This is a genomic window from Alphaproteobacteria bacterium (genome assembly GCA_039980135.1).
In the GTDB taxonomy this organism is placed as follows: domain Bacteria; phylum Pseudomonadota; class Alphaproteobacteria; order UBA6615; family UBA6615; genus UBA8079.
The window spans coordinates 298,088-315,677 of record JBDXCV010000009.1 but is presented as its reverse complement, the minus strand read 5'-3'; the positions used below and the strand labels follow the sequence as shown (position 1 = coordinate 315,677).

Here is a 17,590-nt window from a genome sequence, read left to right as displayed (position 1 = left end):
AGCGCGCGGATGTCGGACGATGACGTGAATGTCTCCCGTGCGCCCGGCGCGCGGTTGAGAATGCTGGTGCCTCTGGTTATGACGCTGATCGCTTTCGGTCTGCTGGCGTTCTTCATTGACGTACCCCGGTTGCTCTCGATCCTGGGGGCGGCGCAGTTCGGTTTCCTTCCGCTTATTGCGCTTGTTGCGGCCACGATGATTGCGCTTACCACCATTCGCATCAACCTCATCTTCGAGCAAATCTCGGGCGGACGAATGGCTGTCGCCTTCCTGCTGCGCTTGAACTTCTTTACCGCGATCGTCGGATATATGGTTCCGATTGCCGTCATGGCGGATGGCGTGCGTGCCGCAGTGCTTTGGGCCGAGATGAAAATTTCGCCGTCGCGGGCCGTCGAATTGTCACTCCAGGACCGCGTCATCGCGCTTCTGGGGTTCATTTTCTTTGGCGCGATTCTGGTGCTGTTTCAGGACGCGGATGCGCCCGAATATCTGTTCACCCAGGCGGTTTTCTATTGGGGCTCTCTGGTTGCGCTGTTCATCGGGACGATTTCGATATCCGCTTTTCACAACCGCGTCCCATGGCCGTGGGTCGTTCGCATCAACGAACTGGTGCAACGACTTGTCGGGAATATTGTCAGGCCCAGATATCTGGTCCGGCAGGTCATTCTCGCGGCGATGTCTGTCATGTTGTACGGCGCCATGCTCTGGCTGGCGTTACAGGCGCTCGGTATCACGCAATCGCCATATTGGGCGTTGGTTGCGGTTGCGCCAAGCCTGTCGATTGCCCAGAACATCCCGGTGTTCTACCTCGGGTGGGGATCACGCGAGGCGGTGGCCGTCGTGCTGCTGACCTCGGTCGGAAACATTGATCCGAGCCAGGCGGTTGCGGCGTCACTGCTGGTCGGTGCCGGGGTGTTTCTGGGGTCGCTTCCGGGGTTGCTGTTCTTTGCGCGATTTGCACGCATGCGCCGGTCCATCTAGGCGGAATTCGCTTGCAACGGCGCCGACGCTGGCGCCCGGGCGATCAGGCGGTTGCCGAGGATCAGGTAGTCCAGGCCACTCGCGGCGAACGCGCGCAGCGCGTCGTCGGGGCTTCTGACGATCGGTTCTTCGTGCATGTTGAAGCTCGTGTTGATCAGGCAGGAAACGCCGGTGCGCGCCTTGTAGGCTTCGATAATTGCATAGAGTTCCGGATTTGTGTCGCGGCGCAAAAGCTGCGGTCTGGCGGTGCCATCCACATGGACCGCGGCAGGACACTGGGCCTGCATGTGATCGGTGCAATCAACCGTGATGGTCATGAACTCACACGCACGGCGGTCTCCGGGCCGAATCCGGAAATAGGCGTCGGCGTCCTCATACAGACAAACAGGTGCAAAGGGCATGAATTCCGAGCGCCCCAGCTTCTCGTTCAGCCAGTCGTTCACCGTGGCATCGGCACAGTGAAACAGGATGGATCGATTGCCGAGGGCTCGCGGGCCGAACTCCATACGGCCGTCGAATCGCGCGATTGTTTTCTTTTCGGACAACAGGTCGGCAACGCGTTCTGCCATGCTCTCCGGCATCGAGACGGGTCCGCAGTCATGCCGTTCGATCGCGTCGGCGATCTCGGCATCCGAATACCGGTTGCCGAGATAGGCATCGGCCAGCGGCACAATAGGAGCCGCGGTGACGGCGAGGGCGGCGCCGATGCAAAGCCCTCCGTCGCCCATATTCGGGAACACATAGGTTGAGCGGACGTTCTCGATATTGCTCATGGCCTGATTGAGTTTGACGTTCGCAAAAACGCCGCCGGCAAGTGCCAGGTCGAATTCCGAGTCTGGCAGATGTCCGTGCTCGATCAGTACGCGCCCGACGTCGTGCTCGAGTATTTGCTGGCCCGCCTGAGCAATATCCTCTCGTCGGTATCCGCGAAGCAGTCGCCGCAAGGGCGCTTTGTAGTTCCGGTAGTCGAACGAACGTGCCGCAGTGCCGAGGCCCCGGGTCAACAATGTTCGAATGCTCAGTCCTCTTGGGAAGCCCTCGCAATAGTAGCGCTTGTCGGGAACGAATTCGCTTCTCGGTTTGACCGTGCTTCGTATCGTTTCCAGGGCGCCCGAGTTCTCCATGCCGTAAGCCGCGAGACCGGTGACTTTGCCTTCATGACGGTTTGCGCGAAACCCGATTACCTGTGTGAGAGCTGAATAGAACTGGCCGAAGGAGTTTGGGTAGAACTGGTGATAGACACGATGGATGACACCGGCTCTGCCGTGGGAAATCGTGACCGAAATATCGTCGCCGACACCATCGGCCGTCATGATCACAGCCGACTTTGTGGTGCCTGTCCGGTATGCGCTCGAAGCATGTGCCTCGTGATGCTCGATAAAATAGGCCTGCGGCGTAATCCCGAACTCGTCCCGCAGGAACGAGAGGGCACGGCCATATTGATTGGCGCGGAGAAAGTAATACAGCCGGTAAAAGAATTTTGCGAAATGCGGCAGATAGTCACTAATTCCGTGGAAATCCCGAATGTCGGCGATCTGGCTTTTCAGCGACCGCGTGACGAGATCGCGCCGTTGCAGTCCGGCGATTGCCACCGCGTCTATCTCTGCTGGCGCGATGCCGGCGCTCGTGATGGCATCGCGAATGGCGCCCTTCGGCGGGTACTGCGTATCGAATTTGCGGCGCGATATACGTTCCTCGGAAACGGCGCTCAGAATTTCGCCGTTCCGGACCACGCATGCGGCGGTTTCGTGGGTCGTACTGAGGCCGAGAATCGTTTGTGGTGCGCGTGCGCGCGAATGTGCGGGCCAATCGGCAATGAAGTCTTCACTGTTGGAAATCGTGTAACGCGATCGGAGTTGACCCACCAGCGTATCTAGAAACGGCTTCTTGCGGCTCCATGACATATCGTTGGTGTAGATCTTGAGTTTGAGGTCGCCCCGCAGCCCGATTTTGTCGGCGAAGTCTGTCAGATGAAACAGATAGGTGAGGTGGTCATGGCTGCGGGCGAACCTGTTGAGGGCCATTCGGTGGTAGTGCCTGGACAGGACGAAAGCATAGCAGGGATGGAAGGGCGTCATTCCGAGGCCGCGCCGCGGCATGGGAAGTTCGATCAGTCCGCTTTCGGGAATGACTTCAAACGGCCCCGAAAAGAGACGGTAGAGGCCGACCCTTTCGTAAAAACTGTAGTCGGCGAATAGAGACGTGTCGTAGCGGTATCCCGCTTGCGCGATGAGTTCGAGCGATTCGAAGTCGATTTCATAGTCCGGCGCCCGAAATCCAATAACGGGTGCACCGGTGGCATCCTCGATGATCTTCTTTGAATCGAAGATTTCCGTCTTTTTTACCTCGGGTGACTGAAACCGCAGTTTTACGTGCGAAATCGAATGGGACGCCAGATTGTGGCCGGCGTCGACAACCTGGCGCACGGCACGCAGGCGCTCCGGCTTCGCCAGGTCGTTTGCGATAACGAAGTAGGTCGCCTTGATGGCATGTTCTGCAAAGAATTCGAGGGAATGTTCGACCGCGCTGGCAAAGTAATGGTCGGGATCGACCGACTTCAGTTCGCGCCCGTGATGCGCGTAAATGGCCTCCAGGCCATCCATGTCCACATGACACCAGGCGAGCTTTTCAGGTGTTTTTGCGGTCATGGCAGTGCGGGTGTCCACGTGGAAATGCTCGGCGCCGGATTTTGCAATGCCGACCGGTGAATATGCTGTTTTGCCACGGTTTTCCTAGGCTGTTTGCAACAATATCCAGCGCCGGAAGAAAAGGATAGTTGGTGACCTCGAACGCGTTAACGGCTATAAAATCGAGTTGGTTGCAAGTTTAGAGCACAGAAACAATTGCTTCTCTCCGCCGCCGCGAGCCGGCGGGTGATTCGAGCGTTGGTTCCGATACGATAAAGGCGCGGTGTTGAAGGCATGAGTGATACCCTGAAGTCCTTTCTGGTGCAGGCAAAGCACGCCGCGGACAGCGCGCCTGTGCACATGACAACTGCCGCGCGCCCGCTGAAGGTTTTGCTTTTGCAGGGGCCGACGATCGAAGGTGTGCAGTCCTTTCTGCCGCAGGTCGAGGAGGGGAGTGAGGGGATCGGTTACAAGCCGCCGCTCGGAATTCTCTACATCGCGACCAACATTGCCAAGAATTCGCCGCACACTGTTGAGGTTATCGATACGATTGCCGAACAGCTTTCGTTCGACGAGATCGTCGAGCGGGCCGTTGCGTTCGGTCCCGATGTCGTCGGAATTTCGGCTTGGACCGACTTCTGGTATCCGGCCTACCGCACAGGGGAGCTGATCAAACAGGCCCTGCCGGACACACATCTTTGCTACGGCGGGCCGCATCTGGGCATCTACCCGCAAGAGACGCTCGACGTGCCGTTCGTCGACAGCGTTGTGTGCGGTGATGGTGAAACACCTTTCCTGTACCTCTGCAACATGGTGTCCCATGGCATTCTGGACAATTCCATGGACGGGCTGCATTTCAAGGAGCACGGGATCAAACCGGTCCAGAACGTCTTTTTCGTCGAGGGCGATCTCGACAGCCTGCCGCAGCCCGATCGGACATTGCTGCCGATAAAGAATTACAGTTCCGTGCTCGGTAAACAGAAGTTTGTGACGACCATGATCACAAGCCGCGGTTGTCCGCACCGGTGCACCTTCTGCAAACTGAACTTCCAGAAGAACCTGGCCCGCTCGGCGGAGAGTGTTGTGAACGAGTTTCGCGAGATTCATGCACTGGGCATCCGCGAAGTCGAGATCTACGACGACACTTTCACCTGGTCGCGTAAACGACTGCGGGAAATTTGCGAGGCGCTCATCGAAGCGGATCTGGGAGTCGAATGGGCCATCCGCGACAGGGTTTCGTCGGCGTCCGTGGATGATGACCTGCTCGAGTTGATGCACAAGGCCGGCTGCCGCCGAATTCATTTCGGAATCGAGTCGGGTGTGCAGCATGTCATCGACCGTATGAAGAAGAAGATCACGCTGGACCAGGCACGCGATGCCGTGCGACTGGCAAAGAACGCCGGGATGACGGTTCTGACCTACTTCATGTTCGGCAATCTCGACGAGTCAAAAGCCGACATGTACCAGACCATCGAGTTCGCCAAGGAACTCGATGCCGACTACGCCCAATTCTCCATCACGATCCCCTATGCCGGTACGGAGATGTACACGGAAGGCCTTTCCATGGGGGTTATCAAGGCGGACTTCTGGGGCGAATATGCGTGCCGCCCGGTCCCCAATTTCCTGCCGCCCGAGATTATCGAGACCTACGCATCGCTGGATGAGTTGAAGAAGATCAGAAACGACGCCGTCCAGAAATTTTACTTTCGCCCGCGATACGTTGTGCGTGAACTTCGGAAACTCAGCAGCTTCCACGAGTTTGTCCGCAAGGCAAAAATGGGACTGCAACTGGCAGAATCGGTCTACGTAAAATAATCACATCTTCAAATCAATTGCCGGCGACGGACCCTCCTGAGGTTGTGACTCCTGCATTGCGTTTTGCGCGATCCGGTCTCTGGACGGTCTGCCCGATCTGTTGCCAGGATGCTTGCCGTGAATAGCCCGGACGACACCACCGTTGTCATCAACCCGCACTACAATCCGGACCGGCGACCGGAACTGGATGCACGCAGCGTGGCTTTCGTCCATCTGCAGAAATGTGGAGGCGGGACGTTTGCAACGCTGAATTCTGCGTTCTGCGCGCGGTTTGGTTTCACCCATGTCTGGATGAGCGGTGCCGCGCGGTTTCCCCACGATTGCGGCGAACTGTACAATTCGGTTTTTGAGGCCGAACGTCGGAACTTCATGTTCGGCCATGCACCGCTACATGTAGAAGCGCGCGCTTACGGTGCCATCGACGCGGTCACGATCCTGCGCGACCCGATCGAGCGCCTGGTTTCGGAATGCCTGTTCATGAATCTGTCCAGTCACAATGTGGCGACGACGATCGACGAACTCATTGATGTGGTCGGGCAAAGAATACGGCGGAATGCCGACGAGCTTCTCAAGGGGCCGGTTCTCGTCAAGAATTACATGACCCGGACAATACTCGGGAATGTCGATCGCAATGAGCCCCTCTCGGGCTCGCATGTCGATGCGGCGATAGCAAACGTCGCAAACGATTTTACCCTGGTGGGAACGCTCGACGAGTATGAGAAGTTCGTACGTGCCTATCTGGTTCGATACAATTTCCCCAGCGTGGCCTTCCCGCGCATCCACAGCCAGGGGAGCGCGGAGCGGCAGTTTGAGTATCGCCTGCGCTACGATGAGCTGTGCAAGCTGTTCGAAGAATTTGTCGATGCCGATCTGGAACTTTATCAGAAGGTGAAAGAAACGGAGGCGGACAGACTGAACGAGGCCATCTGGAGCGATCTATCGGAATTTTCACTGTCCGCCAACGCACCAATTTTGGCGGTCAACGAGCGCTCAAAGACGCGCGCCGGAAAATTGCTTGGTCAGCCTGTCGAGTTGCCGCCGGAGAGCAGCGCCAGTGTGGTGCTGGATTTCGACCATGCAGCGTGAACCGGCAATTACGCAGTCATGATCGGCAAGGACGTTATTCGTGGATTTCTGCTCTGGCGTATCTGGCTGAACTGGGCCTGGATCGACGTCAAGCAACGCTATCGCCGATCGGTCATCGGACCATTCTGGTCCACCATAAGCCTCGGCGTATCGGTGGTCGGGATTGGCGGTGTGTTTTCGATCCTGTGGAATGTTGAAACCCATGCGCTGTTGCCCCATTTGGCGACGGGCCTGATTCTCTGGACCTTCATCTCAACGTCCGTCAACGAGGGAACAGCGGTTTTTGCCGGCAGTGCGCATGTGATCAAGGCAATCAACTTGCCCATGTCTGTTCATGTGTTTCGGTTCATTGCGCGCAATGCCATCCTCTTTGCGCACAATTTCATCATCTACATTGCAGTATTCTTCATATTCAGCTTGCCGCTGAATACGAACACCCTGTTGATTCTGCCGGCGCTGCTGCTCTACCTCCTGAACGCCGTCTGGGTGGTTTTGTTGCTGGGTGTCGTATGCACCCGCTACCGGGATATTCCGCAAATCATCCAGAACGTGATGCTGATTTTCTTTTTCGTGACGCCAATTTTCTGGTTTTCGGAGACGCTCGGTGACGCCCAGATAATCGTCAAGCTCAACGTGTTCGCGCATTTTCTGGATCTGGCGCGCTTGCCGCTGTTGGGCAAGAGTCCGCAAAGTGAGACATGGATGGTTGTGGGCGCGGTGACGCTTGTCGGCTGGGCTCTCGCACTTCCGCTGTACGAACGATATCACCGCCGAGCTGCGAGTTGGGTCTAGTTCGCCATGGTTGAATGTGTGGCAGTTTGTCAGGCGCGCGATGGATCAACATCGTTACGCAACATCCTTCAGAGTTACCTCTTCTTCAACAACGAGAGCCTGTCCTATTGCGGGTATGTATCGGACACATTCGATCTCTGGCCCAGTTTGAGGGCCTATGTGTGTGAGTCGGACCCTGCGCCGCTTTACGGCCTGATGATGTCATGGGAACAACGTTTCGAAGTTAGTCATGGTCTCGGTTTCGCACTGCCTGCAGTCCGAGCGGTTCTGGGCGCGGACACCCGAATCATTCGCGTCACTCGACAGCGCGAACCGCATTCACGCTCCCTTGAGAATCAGTCTCAAATCGATCCGGAGCATTGGCTGGGCTACAGTTCGTTCGACGAGAGTGAATTCCCAGGGATGAGAACGATACAGCGGTTGACCGCACCGGATTTCGACGAAATGTCCGAGGAGGAATGGCGCGCCATCAGCCTGCGGGAACGTTTCGGCTGGTTTGTCGACAAGCAAACACGACTGACCGACAAGAACATCCACCTTTTCAGAAATGTCCTGACGATCGCCACGGAGGATCTGAGCGAACCAGAGGCCGTCCACGAAATCGGGAAATTCGTCAATCCCGATTGGAAATATCGGCCTTCCCCGGTACATGTACACAAGATGGGGACTGCAAATATCTCGGACCTGGATACCGAAGACCGTCGGCGGATCGAAACCGTGTGGCAGACGTTCGATATTATGCAAGCGGTTCGTGATCCGGCCTATGCGGTGGAATTCATCGTGCAGGAGCTGCAAGATCGATACAGCCATGAACCAGACGTTGTTGAACGTCTGACCGCACGACTGCAGCATGCGATCACCAGCGCGGATGGAACAACGCGCCACGACCGGGCGGAAGATCAATCAGATGAGGGGGCGCCCGAATGCTGAGGCGCGGCATACAAAGGGTTCTCGGCGAGTTCGGGTACACCGCCGTAAAAATCGTCGAACTCGAGGAGGTGCGAAACAGTCATTCGCATGCGATGCGCGTGATCGAAGCGCTTCGTGCGGAGGCAGATATGCGTGACGCCGAAGTTGAGAACATCATCGCGCATCGTGATCAGATTGCTTCGAGCCTTGCGCGGCAAAACGATGAGTTCCACCGGGTTCTGGGCGAACGCAACGAGACGCTCGGTCAAAACGAATCGCTGTCTGATGAACTGGCTGCCGTGGTCGTCCGGGCCGACCAGGCTGAACGCCAAGTTAAGAGTCTCCGCGGCAAGTTGAAGCAGGGGCTCGAGGCGATCGACAGAATTTACGAGAAGCATGTTGAAATCCTCGAAGATCGCGGGAAGGCGTGGATTGAAGCAGAAGAGGCAACTGCGCGGGCGATCGGATCGTCCGAACGGGCTGACGAAATGTCCGAACGGGCTGATGAAATGTCCAAACGGGCTAACGAAATGTCCGAACGGGCTGACGAAATGTCCAAACAGGCCGACGAATTGTCCGAACGGGCTGAAGCATTGTCTGCCGAGAACGGGGCTCTGGTGGTCCGATTGCAGGAATCAGAAGCAACGCGGCAGGGGTTGGAAGCAGACATTGCGGCGCGCGCGGCTGAACTCGATGACGCGCGCGCGAATGCCAGCGCAATTCAGCAGGAGTTGGAGCGCAAGAGTGAAGAACTCCGTGCTGCTGGCGAATTGGCCGAAGCTTCGAGAGCTGAAATTGACCAGTTAACGGCGGCACTGGCGGCCGCGCGCGACCGCGTCAATGAACTCGAACCTCAGATTGGTGCGTTGCAGGCTTCGGCCGACGAAGCTCGTCGCGGTGAAACCGAGTTGCGTACGGAACTGGATGAAGTCCGTGGTCTCGTCGCCGGTCTGCAGAAAGACGTGAGCGACGAGGTGGCACAGGTTCTTGCCGATCATGAGAAAACGCTCGAGGAGCTTGCGGGGGCGAAACACGCATTCGTCGAGGCGGAAGCGGAAATAGAACGGCTCAGGAAGTTGCGGACGGCGGCGGACGATGATGCGGACAGCCCGTCACTCCATGACAGTCACATCGTTATCGCGGGGTTGCCGTTTTCGCGAAGTGAGTCACTTGCGGAAGCGATGCGCGATGCGGCTGAGTTTGTGCCGGTGGAACTGTGCAACGGATACTTTCCGAACGATCTGCTGTCGACGGATGCGTTCCTCCAGGACCGACGATGCGTTGCGGCGACGTATCTCGACGCCTCCCCCAGGAATCTCGATGGCCTGAAACTGGCGCTCGCGGCGGTGATCGTACATGTCAGCGACCCGCGGCTGATCGTCGCCAGACGGACGCGCCTCTACTTCGAGGATCAGGGGCAGTCTCAGATTGTTGAGGCGGGATTGAGCCCGCCCTTGCAGGAGGGACAGTTTACAAATGCATCGGAACTGGTCGACTGGCAGATCGAGAACTTTGTTCCATTGATGGCAGATTGGATTCAGGGGTGGATCGAGTTTTTCGACAAACGTCCCAACTGGCCGATCATCCTCATGAGTGAGGCCGATGGTGACAACACGGACCGGCGTCGCGAGATTGCAGCCACGCTGGGTGTGCCGGACAGTGTGTGGGAAGGTGTGCCCGTGGATAAGGATATGAACTGGACGGAGGTGCTTTCGGATGAGCAGGCCGAGAGAACCATCGAACAATTTGACGACAAGCTGCGCGCCGATATGGCGTGGCGCTGACGCCCCGCGACCCGAAGAAGTAGATCAATGCCGTCCATTAAGCTGACAGATGTGGGTATGGATTTCCGCATCAGCCATGTAAGCCAGAACCGGTTGCTGCATCCCGAGTTTTTCCGTGAATTTCTGGGCGGAAAACTGGGAATTACGGCGCGCAACCAGCTGATTATATCGGCGCTGGACGGAATCAGTATCGACATCAACGAAGGTACACGCCTGGGAATACTCGGGCATAACGGTTCGGGTAAAAGCACACTGCTTCGCGTGATGGCCAATATCTATGCGCCGACGCGCGGATCGGTCACGACAGACGGCATCATCTCGACTCTTTTCAGCATCTCCCTGGGGCTCGACGAGGATCTTACGGGCCGAGACAATATCCGGTTGCAAGGATTGGTGTTCGGTATGACCGCCAACGAGATCGAGGACGCGCTGCCCGATATTGAAGAGTTCACGCAGTTGTCGGACTTTCTGAGCCTGCCCATTCGCACCTATTCATCCGGCATGCGTGCGCGTCTTTCGTTTGCCGTAGCTACCGCCCTGAAGCCGGACATTCTGCTGCTTGACGAGGTCATTGGCGCGGGTGATGCGGCGTTCATGAACAAGGCCAACGAGCGCCTCGAGCAGATGCTCGAGGATGCGAACATTCTTGTCATTGCGTCTCACTCCAATGACATCATTCGAAAATTCTGCAACCAGGCGATTGTATTGGAAAAAGGAAACCTCGTTCATTTCGGTGCGGTCGAAGAATCAATCGAAGTCTATGCAAAGCGGGTGGCGGAAGTTAGCAGCCACTGAGCAGTTCGCCGTCGCAGGTGAGACCGGCCGCGGGCGATTGCGTTAGCCGCGCGCAATCCTGTCCTGATTTGAATGTATCCAGAGTGCAAAGCCGTCATACGGTGCCAAGCGAAGTCGCGTCAGTGCTTCGTCACCGCTGAAAAAACCGAAATCCTGGCCCTCCCCGAGATCAAGCGATCGGAGCTGGTCGTTGCCGGGTGAAAGTTCGAAGAAGGTTCGGTCGATCCTCGGGCCGCCGGCAAACTCGAAGTCGAAGCCAAACACGGTCAGTTGGTTCAGTGTGCGTTCCTCGACGTGAATATCAAGCTCTTCGGCCAGTTCCCGAATCAATGCCTGAGCCGGTGTCTCCCCGGGTTCCAGGGCGCCGCCAAAGAAACCCCAATGGTCGGGGAAAAAGATGCCGGGCTTCTCATCTCTGTGCTGGAGCAGGTATTTGCCCTCGTCGTCGCGGATTATGGCGACGGCCGCGTCATCGGGTACGAGCGTCGAATCATCGGTGATGAATACATGGTTCCGGTCCAATGCTTCGGTCCTGACCTTTCGCGGGGGTCTTCTTTTTCGCCGTCGGTACGGGGCAAAAACGTAAACTAGCACTGCAACAATCGTGTGCCTTCAAGTATAAGCATGTGTGCGGAAAATGCGCGTAACGTGGGCAAATTCGTGTGTTGCGCCTACAGGGCTGTGACAGCGCAGGGGCGATATGGAAAGCTGGCAGAAAATACTTCCAAACCAGGCATTCAACGCCAACCTGTATGCGAATGCGGATGTGCCCATCGAGCAATCCATATTCGATCTCATTCTCGACGTTTGTGACCTGAGATTGCCACAGGATACCTTCGATCTTGAGGTGCCGGATTCACAAACGATCGAGGAAATGGCTTCGAGCCCGGTGGCGCTGAGCTTCCTTCAATGCCTCGTAACCCTGCGTGACGCACGTTCCATATTGGAGATAGGCACGTTCATCGGGGTGTCCGGGCTATATATGGCAAAGACCCTGCCGGACGACGGGCACCTGGTGACGATCGAGAAATTCGATCAGTTCGCGGCGATCGCAAGGCGAAACTTCGAGCGCAACGGTCTGTCGGACAAAATCGAGCTGATCAACGGCAGTGCAGATGAAGTGCTGCCGTCGTTGGTGGCTGATCGCAAGTTCGATCTGGTTTTCATCGACGGTCACAAAGAGGCATATGCCGCGTATCTGGACATGGTTGTCGATGCCGTCACTCCGGGCGGGATCGTCGTCATCGATGATGCGCTGTTCCATGGCGATGTGATGAATGCAGATTTTTCGACCGAGAAGGGAAGCGGTGTGCATGCTGCTCTGATGCGCGCCAAGGAGCTTTCCGGCTGGCGGCGCGTCCTTCTTCCCGTGTCGAACGGCATGTTGCTGCTGATGAAACCCGGTACACAGAACCGGGTTGTGGGTGATGAATGAGATTTGCGCTCAACACAGTCGTTTGGGGGCACACCTATGTCGACTTGTTGGTCAACCACTCGCTGCCGACACTGTTTTCACGCGGAAACTTTCTGGAGAATTCCTGGACTGAGCACTTTGTGTATCAGTTGATGACCACCCGGGAGGATTTTGCGGAGATTTCGCAAGCGGCCACCTACCAGCGCCTGGAACGTCTGCTGGAAGTCGATGTGATGTTCATCGACGACATCCAGGTCGATACCTCTGTCGATATCCATAAGTATAATCGGGTCTCGATCGCGCAGACTGCGGGCATGAAACGTGCGGCAGAAACCTGTGACGGTATCTTTTTCCTGTATCCCGACTTCATCTACTCGACAGGATCCTTGCGGACGGTTGCCGAGAAGCTTGCAGACGGCTACCGCGCGGTGCTGTGCCCAATTCCCTATATTTCGCAGGAAGCGGTTTGTGGGGGATTGTTCAGAGCCCACGGAATGGAGGTCGGGACCGCTCAGGGCAAGGAAATCAGTATCGAGCCACGCCAGCTCGTCGAGCTGGATATCCTTTATCCCCATCCGGTCAATCGCGGTTACGAGACCGACAGCGGGGTCTACGCCGAATGGCCCGCACTCTTTGTCTGGCCGATCATCGGCCAGGGTCAGATCATTCACAGTTTTCATTTGCATCCGACCGGATTGCTTCTGGAAAAGGATAATCCGGAGTTCTTTCGTCACTTCGAAATCAGCCTGGACGACGAGTTCATCTCACGCGTCTTCACAATTGGCGACAAGCTGGCGTTCATCAACGATTCTGACGATCTTGCCATGTGCAGCACACGCAGCGTCGAAGATCCTCCCCACCCGATGGAAGGTAGCCGGCTCAACCTGGCCCGCGCGGCATTGTGGGCCGAGGAGAGCTCGAGCCTGATCCTCCGATACTTCACCCGCCAGCAATTCTATTGGCATTACCGCGATATGACGTCTTCCGAATGGGAGGAGAAATCCGTCGAAGCGCGGCGCTTCATGAAAAATTTGCGCAAACGCCTCACCATACCCGACTCCCTTCTCGCGATCGAAGACCCGGATGCCTACAAGGCGCGCCAGCGACGCTCCGGCTACTTCATGCACAGAAACACCGGGCTCTAGCATGAGGATCGCGCGCGCCGCTCAATCACGCCCAGTGACCGATTTGTCCGATGCCTGAAGTCAGCGTTCTGATCGCGACATATCAGCGTTGCGGCATCCTCCAGCGCGCCATCGATTCAGTCCTGAAACAGGATTTCGAGGATTTCGAACTGATCATCGTCGATGATTGCTCGCCGGACGCGACACCCGAAGTCGTCAACGCCGCAGCCGAAATCGATTCGAGAATTCGCTATATTCGATTGCCCAAGAATGTCGGATCGAAGCTTGGGGATCGCGAGATCTTTCGACGCTTTGTCTATGAATGGTCCACGGGCGAATATTTCATCTACCTTTGTGATGATGATTTTTGGGTGTCGAAGAGTCTCTTGAGCCGTGCGATGGGGGTCATGAAGTCGGACCCGTCCGTGGTCCAGGTCATGGGCGGGCAGGTCCAGATCTATCCCGACCCGGTTCGGAAAATTCCGCACATCGAAGAACCGTGGAATTATGAATGGGTTCCAGGAATTGCGAACGGGCTGTTCATGAAGGGGATTTTCCCCGACGGCCTGATCCCGCGCGACGATTTTTTAGACCTGCAGGCACAGATGCCCGTCACCCGCAATATCCTGACCGGGGCATCCGTGTACCGGCGTAGCGCGTTTGAGCGTGCGGGTGTGTTTCAGGCCCGGAAGGCATCACGCTGGCAGGCAGGCTACGAACTGACGACCGGGGTCGGCACGCAGGGAAATTCCTACTATTTCGACAAGCCTTCAATTGCCGCGAATGTCGATATCGGCAGCGCGAGTTTCCGTGGCACGCAGTTGCTGCATATGAATGATTGCCTGGTATCGATCGACATTGCGTTTTCGAAACCGCTACGCGATGCGGACCCCTACGATCAGCTCGTATTGCGGTACTTCGAGAAGAAAATGAAGCATGCGATAATCTTCAACTATGTCCGCAACAAGCTGGGTTACCAGCTTGGCTGGTTCGGCGACGGCACGCTTCTGGAGATGCGGAAGATATTCAAGCCCGAGATTCGAGGTTGGAAGTTCCTGCAAACCGCAATCAAGCATGGTGTGCCGCTATCGCGTGAAAACTTGCGGCTGTTGGCGTTGTGCAGTCTTCCGTCCAGTATGCTGCCGCGGTATGTGAAACGTGAGATCGATCGCTACGGCGTTCACCACTGGCATCGCGAGATGAGCAAATGGGCGGACGATCAGGTTGAGGTGCATTTACCATGAGGTTTCTATTCCCCCTGATTGTCTGGGGACCGAGCTATGTGCGGGAGTTTCTGGAGCAGTCGCTTCCGACCCAGCTCGCCTATGGAAATCTTTCGGGTTTTCCGTGGTTGGAAGGGTCCCAGTACATGATCCTGACGACCGCGCAGGATCGCAAAATTCTCGAAGCGGCACCGATCATGCGTCGCCTGAAGCGTTTGATCGATGTGCAGTATGTGGAGATCGACAAGATCCCGCGGCACAACAAGTATATCGGCGCCAGCATGGCACAGCTGGAAGCTCTGAAACGGTCGGGTAATTTCGACGCGATCTTTTTTCTGTACCCGGATTTTATCTGCGCGACCGGAACGATCACCAACGCCGCACGGCGCATCGTTGAAGGCAAGGATGCGGTGATGTTCCCGATTCCCGCCGTTCTCAAATCCATCTTCGATGACCCGGCAATCGTCGAGAATGAGGTGATCACGCCGACGGGTGAAGGTGCGGTGATCGAAATTCCGCCGCGTCTCCTGGTCGATGCATCGACACGTCATTTTCATCCGATGATATCGGGCTACATCATGGGTGGTGAGCGGAGCAATATCGGCCCGGCCTACATGATCTGGAATGTCCCCGATGAGGGGATGCTGTTTCGATGTTTTCATTTGCATCCGCTGGTGATCCGGGTCCAGCGCGACAATCCGTTTTATCTGAACGAGTTCATTGTCAGCCTCGACGAAGAATATGTACCGCGGCTCTTCCGTTCGCTCGACGGCGTATATTTCGCGCGCGATTCGGATGAGTTCGCGATGTGCAGCATCCGGACCCCAACCTCACCGCCACAACCGCTCGATGTACCTATCCGGCTGGTACATATTGCGCACTGGGCGGAGGAATATGCAGCGCTGATCCACCGAGAATTTTCGACCATTCCGTTTCGCTGGCACGGCCAGGCAATTGAGGATGAGGATTTGTGGGAAGCCGTCGAAGCGGAAAGCGCCGAGACAATTGACGTGATCCGGGACCGGCTGGCGACGCCGGATTCCATTCTGCGGTTCGAGGATGAGACCGCGTACGCCGCGCGCGCCCGGCGGCGCGCCAGGTTCCGTGGCTGGCGAGAGCCTGTTTTTCACAGCTTCTACGAGCCGGTGGCTCCGCCGCCGCCCGTGGCCCCCGAGGGCGCCGGCATCAAATTAAAATTGCTTTTTGCTGTCGTGCGGATGGCACGTCTGCAGAAACTGCGGAATGTTCCCGGTGTCATGCCGATATGGCGCCGTTTGCGCGCGCGTCTGGCCTGATTCCCAAATGACCGTTCACGACGTGGACCCTTTCGCGCACCACAAGCACTGGTTTCGGCTCGCCACCTCGGACGTCTCGGTTGGCCGGGCCGGCCAGGCCGTTGCGCGAAATGCGGGAGCCATTTCCTGATGGGCGCCCAGTCGAGAATCTGGTGGCTCGGATTTGCGCTGGTGGCCATGGCGCTATGCTTGTTTCTCCTGCCGATCGCATCGCTGAGCACCTACAACTTCATCAATGATGAATCGTCGCGGCTCTACCTGCGGGTGATGGAGGACGGTTGGGTCGAGACGGTGTCCTGGTTCACGGGCCATCTGTTTGTGCGGCCGACATTCTTTGTCATTTACGCGGGCCTCGCGGAGCTTAATCTGGCACTCGGCCTGACACCGCTCGACTGGCAAAAGATCAGTGTCGGCTTCAGTTATTTTCTGATCGTCGGGTCGTTTTACGCCCTTTTGCGCATGGTCATGCCTGCGGTGCCGGCGACCGTGTCGCTGGCACTCGCGGCGGCCCTGATATTCTCGGTATTGATAACAACACTTGCAGATACGCCACCGGTTGGCAGCATCCTGCTGCTGTCCTGGGTCGTGGTCCTTTATTTTCCTGCTGTCGCCGCTTACTGCCTGGTCCTGTGTGCACTCCTGTTCTTGTATCAGAATCCGCAGCGGCGCCGGGCCCACCTGTTGATGTTTTTTTCCTTTCTGGCCTACGCCGGCGCCCACGACGTGAACCTGTTGGGGGGCCTCGTGATTGTCGGACTGGTTTGGCTCGCCAGTTTGGAGGGTGCCGCGGGCGGCCAGTCGGTTCTGTCGGCCTTTCCGCACACGCGCCGTCGCGAAGTGTCGCGGGGCACCCTGACCAGCGCGGTATTCCTGCCGATCCTCATGACGGTGGGGATGATCTTCCTGCATCTCAACGTGGTGTCTTTCGGGTACCGTGTCGACTACACGGACAAGGTGTCGCCCGTGGAGAGCTTCAGCACGGCGTTCGCGGACCTGGCTGGCACTTTGCCGGTATCCTATCTCGTCGACCGTCCATACCTGCTCATTCTGTTCGTGGTTGTCCTTCTGCTGGCGCGCAAATTCGGGGCCAGCGAATTCTTTAGCGGACACAAGCGCTGGATTCTCCTCGTCCCGATACCCGTCTTCTTTGCCGTCAGCTGGATGACGTTTGCAGGCAGCTACATGCAGACGGCCAACCTGCAGCCACGCGCCACGATGTTTGCGGCCATGCATCTCGCGGTTGCGCTCGTCGGACTGGCGGTGTTTCTCGGGACCAGCGGGTTTGTCATGCGTCGTCGTCTTCTGGCGGGGCGGTTTCTCACCATGGTCGGTTTGCTTGCGGTGATCGTGGTGGCGGTCAACGATCCAGTTTACCGGACCGTCGTCAGATCGGCGGTGGATTCCGGGTACAAGTTTGCCGAGAGCCTGCAGCGCCGCGAAGATCTTCTGTATTTGGGCGCCGGGAAAACCGTGAAATTTCCGGTCTTCTTTCTGTTTCTGTCGCATACAGGCGGGAGCCCGGTTCCTTATGCACCAATCGTGGGAATGCATGCGGACGGTGAAATCGCGCGGAACTATCTGGCCCGGCTCCGGAAGATTTATGGTGTTGGCGGCATTGAGCCTGTCGACTGCGAGAAAACATCGGAGATCGCCGAGTGTTTCTATGTGGATGTCCCGTGATACCGAATGGTGTAGAAGAGCGAACAAGGGCCGCCAATCCGGTGCGGCGCGTTAGGACAGGATCG

14 protein-coding genes are annotated in these 17,590 nt (G+C 57.0%); 12 read left to right on the top strand and 2 right to left on the bottom strand.

Features of this window, described 5'->3' with window-relative positions; all coding sequences use genetic code 11:
* Positions 1-9: 9 nt before the first annotated feature.
* Complete coding sequence (locus ABJ363_11985; GenBank protein MEP4379713.1) at positions 10-981, top strand: lysylphosphatidylglycerol synthase domain-containing protein; 972 nt, start codon at positions 10-12, stop codon at positions 979-981.
* Here the strand turns inward: ABJ363_11985 and ABJ363_11980 are convergent.
* Positions 978-3,629, bottom strand: a complete 2,652-nt coding sequence (locus ABJ363_11980) for a carbamoyltransferase C-terminal domain-containing protein (GenBank protein MEP4379712.1) — start codon at positions 3,627-3,629, stop codon at positions 978-980. The genes ABJ363_11985 and ABJ363_11980 overlap by 4 nt on opposite strands.
* A 273-nt stretch (positions 3,630-3,902) precedes the next feature.
* Here ABJ363_11980 and ABJ363_11975 point away from each other — a divergent pair, with 273 nt between their 5' ends.
* From ABJ363_11975 to ABJ363_11950, 6 genes are all read left to right on the top strand, one after another.
* Complete coding sequence (locus ABJ363_11975; GenBank protein MEP4379711.1) at positions 3,903-5,423, top strand: radical SAM protein; 1,521 nt, start codon at positions 3,903-3,905, stop codon at positions 5,421-5,423.
* A 117-nt stretch (positions 5,424-5,540) separates the two neighbouring features.
* A complete protein-coding gene (locus tag ABJ363_11970; protein MEP4379710.1) occupies positions 5,541-6,509 on the top strand; it encodes a hypothetical protein in 969 nt (322 codons plus the stop codon).
* An 18-nt stretch (positions 6,510-6,527) separates the two neighbouring features.
* Entirely contained in the window at positions 6,528-7,301 is a 774-nt protein-coding gene (locus ABJ363_11965) for an ABC transporter permease (GenBank protein ID MEP4379709.1), read from the top strand.
* A gap of 6 nt (positions 7,302-7,307) precedes the next feature.
* Positions 7,308-8,231: a hypothetical protein gene (locus ABJ363_11960; protein MEP4379708.1), complete on the top strand. Its 924-nt coding sequence runs from the start codon at positions 7,308-7,310 to the stop codon at positions 8,229-8,231.
* A complete protein-coding gene (locus ABJ363_11955; protein ID MEP4379707.1) occupies positions 8,225-9,994 on the top strand; it encodes a hypothetical protein in 1,770 nt (589 codons plus the stop codon). The genes ABJ363_11960 and ABJ363_11955 overlap by 7 nt, the downstream gene beginning before the upstream one ends.
* 27 nt (positions 9,995-10,021) lie before the next feature.
* Positions 10,022-10,789: an ABC transporter ATP-binding protein gene (locus ABJ363_11950; protein MEP4379706.1), complete on the top strand. Its 768-nt coding sequence runs from the start codon at positions 10,022-10,024 to the stop codon at positions 10,787-10,789.
* Between the two features lie 42 nt (positions 10,790-10,831).
* Here the strand turns inward: ABJ363_11950 and ABJ363_11945 are convergent, their stop codons facing one another.
* Positions 10,832-11,311, bottom strand: a complete 480-nt coding sequence (locus tag ABJ363_11945; GenBank protein MEP4379705.1) for an NUDIX domain-containing protein — start codon at positions 11,309-11,311, stop codon at positions 10,832-10,834.
* A 244-nt stretch (positions 11,312-11,555) separates the two neighbouring features.
* Here ABJ363_11945 and ABJ363_11940 point away from each other — a divergent pair, with 244 nt between their 5' ends.
* The 5 genes from ABJ363_11940 to ABJ363_11920 all read left to right on the top strand — a co-directional run bounded on the left by ABJ363_11940 (position 11,556) and on the right by ABJ363_11920 (position 17,525).
* On the top strand, positions 11,556-12,224 hold the full coding sequence (locus ABJ363_11940; protein MEP4379704.1) for an O-methyltransferase: 669 nt from the start codon (positions 11,556-11,558) through the stop codon (positions 12,222-12,224).
* Positions 12,221-13,348: a hypothetical protein gene (locus ABJ363_11935; GenBank protein MEP4379703.1), complete on the top strand. Its 1,128-nt coding sequence runs from the start codon at positions 12,221-12,223 to the stop codon at positions 13,346-13,348. The genes ABJ363_11940 and ABJ363_11935 overlap by 4 nt, the downstream gene beginning before the upstream one ends.
* Positions 13,349-13,398: 50 nt before the next feature.
* Positions 13,399-14,571 (top strand): glycosyltransferase family 2 protein, encoded by a 1,173-nt coding sequence (locus tag ABJ363_11930; protein ID MEP4379702.1) that lies wholly within the window; start codon positions 13,399-13,401, stop codon positions 14,569-14,571.
* Positions 14,568-15,845 carry a hypothetical protein gene (locus ABJ363_11925; protein MEP4379701.1) on the top strand — a complete coding sequence of 426 codons (1,278 nt, stop codon included), beginning with the start codon at positions 14,568-14,570 and terminating at the stop codon, positions 15,843-15,845. Before ABJ363_11930 ends, ABJ363_11925 begins: the two co-directional genes overlap by 4 nt.
* A gap of 129 nt (positions 15,846-15,974) precedes the next feature.
* Positions 15,975-17,525 carry a hypothetical protein gene (locus tag ABJ363_11920; GenBank protein MEP4379700.1) on the top strand — a complete coding sequence of 517 codons (1,551 nt, stop codon included), beginning with the start codon at positions 15,975-15,977 and terminating at the stop codon, positions 17,523-17,525.
* Positions 17,526-17,590: the final 65 nt, after the last annotated feature.